At 65.2% G+C, this 8,440-nt stretch carries 4 protein-coding genes; 2 read left to right on the forward strand and 2 right to left on the reverse strand.

Annotated elements, in window-relative coordinates; genetic code table 11:
* Positions 1–127 precede the first annotated feature (127 nt).
* Both ABI660_RS21830 and ABI660_RS21835 read right to left on the reverse strand, forming a co-directional pair.
* Positions 128–616: a DUF1854 domain-containing protein gene (locus ABI660_RS21830; RefSeq protein WP_348072097.1), complete on the reverse strand. Its 489-nt coding sequence runs from the start codon at positions 614–616 to the stop codon at positions 128–130.
* 10 nt (positions 617–626) lie between these two features.
* The gene (locus ABI660_RS21835; RefSeq protein ID WP_348072099.1) at positions 627–3,026 is read right to left on the reverse strand and encodes an ABC transporter ATP-binding protein; all 2,400 of its coding nucleotides are present in this window, start codon (positions 3,024–3,026) and stop codon (positions 627–629) included.
* A gap of 147 nt (positions 3,027–3,173) precedes the next feature.
* Here ABI660_RS21835 and cphA (ABI660_RS21840) point away from each other — a divergent pair, with 147 nt between their 5' ends.
* Together cphA (ABI660_RS21840) and cphA (ABI660_RS21845) are read left to right on the forward strand one after the other, a co-directional pair.
* The gene (gene cphA, locus ABI660_RS21840) at positions 3,174–5,399 is read left to right on the forward strand and encodes a cyanophycin synthetase (protein ID WP_348072101.1); all 2,226 of its coding nucleotides are present in this window, start codon (positions 3,174–3,176) and stop codon (positions 5,397–5,399) included.
* Positions 5,399–7,993, forward strand: a complete 2,595-nt coding sequence (gene cphA, locus ABI660_RS21845) for a cyanophycin synthetase (RefSeq protein ID WP_348072103.1) — start codon at positions 5,399–5,401, stop codon at positions 7,991–7,993. The genes cphA (ABI660_RS21840) and cphA (ABI660_RS21845) overlap by 1 nt, the downstream gene beginning before the upstream one ends.
* Positions 7,994–8,440: the final 447 nt, after the last annotated feature.

Raw genomic sequence — 8,440 nt, forward strand, 5'->3', positions numbered from 1 at the left:
TTTTGGCGACGCAAAAGAAAAGTGAGTTGCCGCCGGGCAACCCCCGGCTTGCTGGCACACCACACAGCAAGAGCTGGCCAACATGGATCCCGGATCAAGTCCGGGATGACTGCCGCGTCGGGAGGTACTAAAGGAAGCGTTCCAGCAGCCGCCGCGAAGCCCGATCCAGCGCGCCCATGTCCTCCACACTGAAATGCACGCCATGCCCAGCGGCAATCAGCAGCGACTGCCGGCTCAGCCGGCGGATGTCTTCCTCGCCCTTGAGCACAAACGAGGTGTCGCCGCGGTCGGTCTCCACCGCCCAGGTGCTGGGCGTGCCGAAGCTGGAGACGCTTTTGAGGCGCGTGATTTCGGGCACAAAATCGCGCAACGCGAGTTCTTCCTCGAGCAGGCTGCGCAGTGCCGATGGCAGGCCATAGAGGCTGTCCAGCCAGACCAGCTCACGGCCTTCACTGCCTACCAGCGACATACCTTCGTCGGGCGCGGCAATCGGAAAAGCGCGCACCGGCACCACACCCAGGTGCTGCTCACCCTTCGCATCCGTCAACAGCAAGCTGCCCGAAGCGTGGCGCTCCAGTTGGAAAGCGGGGTTGGTCAAGGATTGGGGAGAAGTCATGCGTAGTCCTTCAGGCATTGCCGCTGCGCTGGGCGGTGTGGGCCACCTGCGAAGTGGCCAGCGCAATGCGCCCTTCCTCGGCGTCCTGGTCGCCTTCGCTGTCCACCTGGCGCGCCTGCGCTTCGTAGAGCCGCCAGTAAGCGCCCTGTTTCGCCATGAGTTCGTCGTGCGGTCCGACCTCGACCACCTGGCCGCGGTCCATCACCACCAGGCGGTCGGCCTTGCGCAGGGTAGACAACCGGTGCGCGATGGCAATGGTGGTTCGGCCCTGCACCAGGTTATCCAGCGCTTTCTGGATTTCCTGTTCGGTCTCGGTATCCACCGAAGACGTCGCTTCGTCAAGAATCAGGATGCGCGGGTCGATCAGCAGCGCGCGCGCAATCGAGATGCGCTGGCGCTCGCCGCCCGACAGGCCCTGGCCGCGCTCGCCCACCAGTGAGTCGTAACCCTGGGGCAGGCGCAGGATGAACTCGTGTGCATGGGCGGCACGGGCCGCGGCCACAATCTCGGCGCGGCTGGCGCCCGGTTTGCCATAGGCGATGTTTTCGGCAATCGTGCCGAAGAACAAAAAGGGCTCTTGCAACACCAGGCCTATGTTGCGCCGGTAATCCGCCACGGTAAAACGCCGGATGTCGGTGCCGTCCACGCTGATGCTGCCGTCGGTCACGTCGTAAAAGCGGCAGATCAGGTTAACCAGCGTGCTTTTGCCCGAGCCGCTGTGGCCGACCAGACCAATCATCTCGCCGGGCTGGATGCTCAGGTCCAGCCCGCGGATCACCGCGCGGTTACCGTAGCGAAAACCCAGCCCGCTCATCTCGATGCGACCCTGCAGCGGCGTCATGGGCACCGGACTGGCCGGCTCCGGCACATTGGAGACGTGGTCGAGGATGTCGAAAATCCGCTTGGCACCGGCCGCGGCCTTTTGCGTGACCGAGACGATGCGGCTCATGGAATCAAGCCGGGTATAGAAGCGGCCAATGTAGGCAATAAACGCCGTCAGAACACCCACGGTGATCTGTTGCTTCGACACCAGCCAGATACCGAAGGCCCAAACCACCAGCAGGCCGATTTCGGTCAGCAGCGACACCGTGGGCGTGAACAGCGACCAGACCTTGTTGAGCTTGTCATTGACCATCAGGTTGTGGACATTGGCATCACGAAAACGCTGGGCTTCGCGTTTTTCCTGGGCAAAGGCCTTGACCACCCGGATGCCCGGAATCGTGTCGGCGAGCACATTGGTCACCTCCGACCAGACCCGGTCGATTTTTTCAAAGCCGGTGCGCAGGCGTTCGCGCACCGCGTGGATCATCCAGGCGATAAAAGGCAGCGGCAGCAGGGTCACCAGCGCCAGCCAGGGGTTGATGGAAAACAGGATGGCGGCGGTCATCAGGATCATCAGCACGTCGGTCGCAAAATCCAGCGCATGCAAGGACAGGAAAACATTGATGCGATCGGTTTCCGAACCGATGCGCGCCATCAGGTCGCCGGTGCGTTTGCCGCCGAAGTAGTCCAGCGACAACTCCAGCAAGTGGTCAAAGGTGGCGGTGCGCAAATCCGCGCCTATGCGTTCGGACACCAGGGCCAGCAAATAGGTGCGCGCCCAGTTCAGGCCCCAGCCGACCAGCGCCGCCGCCAGCAAGGCGCCCAGGATGGCCAGCACCTTCCAGGACTCGATCTGCTGGCCGTTCTGGAACGGGATCAGGATGTCGTCGATCAGCGGAATCGTCAGGTAAGGCGGCACCAGGGTGGCCGCGGTGGATGCCAGCGTCAGCAAAAAGCCCGCCAGCAGTTGCCCCTGGTAGGGCCGGGCAAAACGCCAGAGCCGCAGCAAGACCCAGGTGGACGGCGGGGTATGCAGCTCGCGGGCGCAGGTCGGACATTCGTCGCTGTCCGGTGGCAGCACCGTGTCGCACAGAGGACACAAGGCCGTGTCGTCCCCGACAGCGCCCTGGCCTGGCGCCAATTGCTGCTCGAACAGGCGCAGCAAGCGCAGCGCCTGCACATTGGCCGCCAGCGTGAAGCGCCAGCTGGCCAGCCGTCCGCTGCCATCATGCAGCTCCAGCGTGCCGACGCCGGCATGGTCGAAATGGCGCAGGGACAGGGCCGACGTGCGCAGCGAAGGGCCGCCCCGAGCAAGCACAGCCCCCTCGGGGGGCAGCGACGTACTCGCAGTAACAAGCGTGGGGGCTTTGTCCGGCAGAGGCCAACTGTTCCAGAGGCCGGTTTCCGGGTCTCTAGCCATCAGGCGGCGGTCGGTCAATGCCAGCAAACCCCGGGAAAAGCGAAGTTGCCGATTCAGGTCAACCAGCACTGTACATAGAACGTTCTCATGGCTTGCGAGCTGCGCGCGCAGGTCTGTCTGCGCATGGCCAGCCTCGCTGGAGGCGTCAACCGGATGGGAATGTTGCATTGTGATGTGGAAGCCGTGGAAACCGGTGCCTCTGAGACAACGGGGCTGAACCCCGGATTTTCGCCCAAAACAAAAGCGCCCTTTTTGGGCGCTCACCAGGAAAAGAACGTTGTCCCGGCCCGCCCGGTTGACCGGATTCAGCAAAACATGAGCAAAAAGGACGACATCCAGCTTCTGCGCATCAATTACCTGCGCGGCCCCAACATCTGGACTTACCGGCCCGTGCTGGAAGTCTGGATGGATCTCGGCACGCTGGAGGATTTCCCCTCCAACCTGCTACCCGGCTTCAGCGACCGGCTGGTGGCCCTGATGCCGGCCCTGCTGGAGCACCACTGCGGTGTCGGCGAGCGCGGGGGCTTCATCCAGCGGCTGGTCGAAGGCACCTGGGCCGGGCATGTGCTGGAACATGTGGTCATCGAGCTGCTGAACCTGGCCGGCATGCCTACCGGGTTCGGCCAGACCCGCAGCACCTCGCAGCGCGGCATTTACCGCATGGTGGTTCGCGCGCGCGATGAGCAGGTCGCGCGCAGCGCGCTGGCCGAAGGCCACCGCCTGCTGATGGCGGCCATCAACAGCGAGGCCTATGGCGATGCAGAGCTGCAGGCGGCCGTTGGCCGCGTACGCGCCAAGGTGGACGAGTGTTACCTGGGCCCCAGCACAGCCGCCATCGTCGCCGCCGCCACCGAGCGGCGCATCCCGCACATCCGCCTGAACGACGGCAACCTGGTGCAGCTGGGCTACGGCGCCAGCCAGCGCCGCATCTGGACGGCCGAAACCGAATTCACCAGCGCCATTGCAGAAAGCATCGCTAGCGACAAGGACCTGACCAAAAGCCTGCTGGCCTCCTGCGGTGTGCCGGTACCTGAGGGCGAAATCGTCGAAAGCGCGGAAGAGGCCTGGGAAGCGGCTCAGGAAATCGGCTTGCCGGTGGTCGTCAAGCCTACTGACGGCAACCATGGCCGGGGCGTCTCGCTCGACCTCAATACGCAGGACCAGTTTGAAGAAGCCTTCCAGCTTGCCGCCCGGCACGGCAGCGAAGTGATGGTCGAACGTTTTGTGCGCGGGCAAGAGCATCGGTTGCTGGTGGTGGGCGGCCGGGTGGTTGCCGCAGCACGCGGTGAAACGGCTTCGGTCATCGGTGACGGCCGGTCCAGCGTGCGTGAACTCATCGAAACACAGCTCAACACCGATCCACGGCGTGGCCCGAGCGAGGATTTCCCGCTCAGCCCCATCCGCATCGACACGGACACCGCCATCCAGCTTGAGCTGCAGCGCCAGGGACTGGAACCGCTCTCCGTTCCGGTGACCGGCCGCGCGGTGCTGATCCAGCGTAACGGCAATGTGTCGATCGACTGCACTGACGAAGTTCATCACGATGTGGCCCACGTGGTTTCACTTGCGGCCCGTGTCGTTGGGCTGGACATCGCAGGCGTGGATGTCGTGGCACAGAATATCTCGCGCCCTTTGCACCTTCAGGGCGGCGCCGTGGTGGAGGTCAATGCCGGTCCAGGTCTGCTCATGCACCTCCAACCCGCCGAGGGCGCACCGCGACCGGTAGGCCGCGCCATCTGCGATCACCTGTTTCCGGAAGCGCCGGAAGGCACGCAAAGCGGGCGTATTCCGGTGGTCGGCGTGGCTGGCTCTGCCGGCACCCAGCACATTGCGCGCCTGGTGGCCTGGCTGCTGCAGCTGTCGGGGCGGCACACCGGTCTGGCCTGCCGCGACGGCCTGTTTCTCGACGGGCGCTGCCTGGATGCCACCGATTGCAGGCATTGGGAAGCCGGCCAGCGCCTGTTGATCAACCGCGCGGTACAGGCTGCCGTGCTTGAAAACGGCGCGGACACCATTTTGCGCAGCGGCCTGGCTTACGACCGCTGCCAGGTTGGCGTGGTCACCGACCTTGGCGGTGCTGAAACGCTGGGCGAGTTCGACGTCGCGGGCGAAGACGGCATGTTCAGGGTCATACGATCACAAGTTGATGTGGTGCTGCCCGACGGTGTCGCCGTGCTGAATGCAGCGGTCCCCGCCATTGTGGAGATGGCCGGCCTGTGCGACGGTGAGGTCATTTTTTACGCAGAGGATCCCGCACAAGCCGCCATCGCCGCCCATGTGGGCAGCGGCGGCCGCGCAGTGTTCATGCGACAGGGCAAGGTGGTGCTCGCCACCGGCGCCGGCGAGGTGTTTTTACCGGGCCTGGACAAGCTGGCTCTCTGGCAGGGCCGCCACGCTCCGACCGCTGAGAACAGCCTGCTCGCCGCCATTGCCGCGGCCTGGGCACTGGGCATTTCGCTCAACCTGATAGGCGCAGGCATTGAAGCCTTCAACCTGGACACCCCTGCTGACGGCCCCGGCCCCGAAGGAAAGACATACTGATGGAAGTCTCCCGCATACGCGCGTTGCGCGGCCCCAACCTCTGGAGCCGCCACACGGCGCTTGAAGCCATCGTGACCTGCTCCCAGGCAGAGCGCGCTATCGACACCCTGCCCGGCTTCGAGCCGCGCGTGCGCTCGCTGTTCCCGGCCATAGGCGCGCTGCGACCGGGCGGCTACGTCGGCCCGATCTCGTTGGCTCACGTGCTGGAATCAGCCGCTTTGGCCCTGCAGGCCAACGCCGGTTGCCCGGTCACCTTCAGCCATACCGGGGCCACACTGGAGCCCGGTGTTTACCAGACCGTGGTCGAGTACAGCGAAGAAGCCGTCGGCCGCCTGGCGCTGGAACTTGCCCGGGCGCTGATCCACGCCGCACTCACCGAATCCGGCTTTGACGTCGATGCCGCCATTGCCCAGCTGCGCGACCTCGACGAAGACGAGCGCCTGGGGCCCAGCACTGGCGCCATTGTGGATGCGGCCGTGGCACGGGGCATTCCCTACCGACGCCTGACCAAGGGCAGCCTGGTGCAGTTCGGATGGGGTTCGCACCAGCGCCGTATCCAGGCAGCCGAACTGGATGCCACCAGTGCGGTGTCTGAATCGATTGCCCAGGATAAGGACCTGACCAAAAAGCTGCTGCTCGCCGCCGGTGTGCCGGTACCCACGGGCCGGCCGGTCACGGATGCCGACGACGCCTGGGCCGCTGCCCTGCAGATCGGGCTGCCGGTCGTGGCCAAACCACTGGACGGTAACCAGGGCAAGGGGGTCACCGTCAACATCGTCACGCGCGACCACCTGAACATCGCCTTTCGCGCGGCCGCTGAACACGGCGCGGTCATGGTCGAGAAGTTTTTGCCCGGCAACGACTTTCGCCTGCTGGTCGTCGGCGACAAGCTGGTGGCGGCCTCCCGGCGCGAGCCGCCGCAGGTGCTGGGTGACGGCCTGCACAGCGTGCGCGAGCTGGTCGATATCGTCAACCAGGACCCGCGCCGCGGTGAAGGCCACGCCACATCGCTGACCAAAATCCGCTTTGACGAGATCGCCGTGGCACGCCTGCATGCGCAGGACCTCACGCCCGAGTCCATTCCGGCGCGCGGCCGGCGCGTCGTGCTGCGCAACAACGCCAACCTCAGCACCGGCGGCACCGCCACCGACGTGACCGGCGACGTGCACCCCGAAGTCGCCGCCCGTGCGGTGGCCGCCGCACAGATGGTGGGCCTGCACATCTGCGGCGTGGACGTGGTCTGCGAAAGCGTTCTACGGCCGCTGGAAGCACAGAACGGCGGCGTGGTCGAAGTCAACGCCGCGCCCGGCCTGCGCATGCACCTGTCGCCGTCTTATGGCAAGGGCCGCGCCGTTGGCGGCGCCATGATCAATGAGCTGTTTGCGCCGGGCGACGACGGCCGCGTGCCAGTAGTAGCCGTGACAGGCACCAACGGCAAGACCACCGTCACACGCCTGGTTTCGCACCTGCTGACGGCCAGCGGCCTGCGCTGTGGCATGACCAACACCGACGGCGTGTATGTCAACGGCCGGCAGACCGACAGCGGCGACTGCAGCGGCCCGAAAAGCGCACGCAACGTGCTGATGCATCCCGATGTCGACGCTGCCGTGTTTGAAGTCGCGCGCGGCGGTGTGCTGCGCGAAGGCCTGGGTTTCGACCGCTGTGAAGTCGCAGTCGTCACCAACGTAGGCACAGGCGATCATCTGGGCCTGAACTACATCACCACGGTCGAAGACCTGGCGGTGCTCAAGCGCGTGATCGTGCAAAACGTCTCTCCCACCGGCTACGCCGTGCTCAATGCGGCCGACCCCATCGTTGCGGCCATGGCGCCCACCTGCCCCGGCAATGTGATCTTTTTTGCCGCCGACCGACACCACCCCCTGATGGCCACCCACCGTGCCCAGGGCAAACGCACCGTCTACATTGACGGCAACGCATTGGTCGCGGCTGAAGGCGCGTGGCGCGAGCGCGTTCCGCTGCACAGCATCCCGCTGACGCGCAATGGCAGCATCGGCTTCCAGGTTGAAAACGTCATGGCCGCACTGGCCGCCGCCTGGGCCGTTGGCGTGACCTGGGACACGCTCAAAAGCGGCCTGGCCAGCTTTGTCAGTGATACGAATAACGCGCCCGGCCGTTTCAACGTGATGGACTACCGCGGCGCCACCGTGATTGCCGACTACGGCCACAACCCCGATGCCATGCGCGCGCTGGTGGCGGCTGTGGACGCCATGCCAGCCAAGCGCCGCAGCGTGGTCATCAGCGGCGCCGGCGACCGCCGCGACAGCGACATCCGCGACCAGACCATCATCCTGGGCCAGGCTTTTGACGATGTGCTGCTCTACCAGGACGCCGCCCAGCGCGGCCGGGCCGATGGCGAAGTCATGGGCCTGCTGCGCGAAGGCCTGGCAGGCGCCGCGCGGACCAAACACATCGAAGAAATCCGCGGTGAGTTTGTTGCCATCGACACCGCGCTGGCCCGTCTGCAACCGGGTGACCTGTGCCTGATCCTGGTGGACCAGGTGCGGGAAGCGTTGGAGCACTTGACTGAGCGGGTGAAAGAGGCCCGCGACGCCAAAGAGGTCGCTGTTGCCTGAATGCATGTCAAGCTGACAGCCGCGTCGTTGATTTAAGAGTTTGGTTTTGTCAGCAAGCCGGGGGTTGCCCGGCGGCAAGTAACTTTCTTTTGCTCGCCAAAAGAAAGTAAGCAAAGAAAAGGCGCCCCCGCTGCCTGCGACCCTCCGCTTCGTTGCGGGCAGCCTGCGGTGCTCGGTCCAGCCGGGGTCGAGCTCGAACTCGCTACGCTCAGACAATCGCTCGCCCTGATCCGGCTGGACCTGCGCTCCTCGGCGCAGCCAGAAGGGGTGGGGACGAAATCGGGAGCGGGAGCGCAATCGGGCTCCGGCGAGGAGCGCAAAGCGCGTCCTCGCCTCCCCGAATTGGTGTTGGTATTTGTCTTTCCCCCCAACCCGTCGGGCTGGGCCGAGGGGCGCAGCCGAAAACGGATCAGGGCGAGCGATTGTCTGAGCCGAAGGCGAGTTCGA

Origin of the sequence: Polaromonas sp., from assembly GCF_039930745.1 — a bacterium.
Lineage (GTDB): Bacteria > Pseudomonadota > Gammaproteobacteria > Burkholderiales > Burkholderiaceae_C > Polaromonas.